General features: G+C 73.9%; 2 protein-coding genes. One reads left to right on the top strand and one right to left on the bottom strand.

What is annotated here, in order from left to right; translation table 11 throughout:
- Nucleotides 1–136: 136 nt before the first annotated feature.
- Complete coding sequence (locus ABZ234_RS34000; RefSeq protein ID WP_267947836.1) at nt 137–511, bottom strand: helix-turn-helix domain-containing protein; 375 nt, start codon at nt 509–511, stop codon at nt 137–139.
- 80 nt (nt 512–591) lie between these two features.
- Between ABZ234_RS34000 and ABZ234_RS33995 the strand changes: the two genes are divergently transcribed.
- On the top strand, nt 592–1,002 hold the full coding sequence (locus ABZ234_RS33995) for a Rid family hydrolase (RefSeq protein ID WP_355014774.1): 411 nt from the start codon (nt 592–594) through the stop codon (nt 1,000–1,002).
- Nucleotides 1,003–1,099 lie beyond the last annotated feature (97 nt).

The raw sequence follows: 1,099 nt of genomic DNA, 5'->3' as shown, positions 1-1,099 counted from the left end.
CCGTCCGGGGCCCGGCCCGCCCCCGCCGCCGCCCGGGTGCCCCGCTCCGCCGGGCGGGCCCCCGCCCCCGCCGGGGGGCCCGGCGCCCCCCCGCGCGGGCCCCGCGGCGTTCCCGCCCGGGGCCGTCCCGGACCGGTCAGTTCTCGCCGTCGTACCGCTCGCGTGCGCGCTCGACGCCGTCCATGTTGTCGGTGGTCCAGCGCAGGAGCGCGTCGATCAGGTCCTGGAGGGTCTTGCCGAGCGCCGTGATGCGGTACTCGACGGCGATCGGGCGCGTGCTCGTGACGACGCGCTCGACCATCCCGTTGCGCTCGAGGCGCCGCAGCGCCGCCGTCAGCGACTTCTGCGTCACGACGGGGATCGCGCGGCGCAGCTCGTTGAAGCGCTGGGGCTGCTCGCACAGCTCCTCCATCACCTGGAGCGACCACTTGTCGAGCACCTGGTCGAGGAGCTCGCGGTGCGACGCGGTGATCCCGGAGGCGTAGGAGGCGAAGGGGGCGGTTTCCTGCATGACACCTGGTCTCGTTGAAGTTCCCTTTATGCACCTAGTAGACATGGGATACCACCAAGGCGCAACCGGAGGGATCTCCCATGACCGTGCAGCTGTTCTCCCCCGAGGGCATGATGCAGCCCGTTCCCTACAACCACGTCTCGGTCAGCACCGGCACCCGCCACGTGCACGTCGCCGGGCAGATCGCGCGCGACGCCGACGCGAACCCCGTCGCGACGGGCGACCTGGCCGGCCAGGTCGCGCAGGCCCTGCGCAACACGGCGCGCGGCCTGGACGGAGCCGGGGCGACCTTCGGCGACGTCGTGCGCCTCAGGTTCTTCGTCACGCAGTGGCAGCCCGAGATGATGGGCGACTTCATGGCGGGCGTCGAGAGCGTCGCCGGGGAGCTGGGCCTCCCGCAGCCCTTCCCGCCCGTGTCGCTCATCGGCGTCGACTACCTCTTCGAGCCCGACGTGCTCGTCGAGGTCGAGGCGTACGCCGTCCTCGACTGAGCGGACGCCGGCGGCCCCGCGTCCCTCCGGACGCGGGGGCCCCCGCCGTGGCCGGGGGGGGGGGCCCCGGGCCACAACTACGGGGCGCCGACCGGTC

Source organism: Nocardiopsis sp. NPDC006198 (genome assembly GCF_040613895.1).
Taxonomy (GTDB): domain Bacteria; phylum Actinomycetota; class Actinomycetes; order Streptosporangiales; family Streptosporangiaceae; genus Nocardiopsis; species Nocardiopsis tropica.
The sequence above is the reverse complement of the archived record's forward strand: the minus strand, read 5'-3'. Positions and strand labels throughout refer to the sequence as shown.

Coding starts and splice junctions, on each gene's coding strand:
- ABZ234_RS33995 (WP_355014774.1), top strand. CDS start 592: ATGACCGTGCAGCTGTTCTCCCCCGAGGGCATGATGCAGCCCGTTCCC.
- ABZ234_RS34000 (WP_267947836.1), bottom strand. CDS start 511: ATGCAGGAAACCGCCCCCTTCGCCTCCTACGCCTCCGGGATCACCGCG.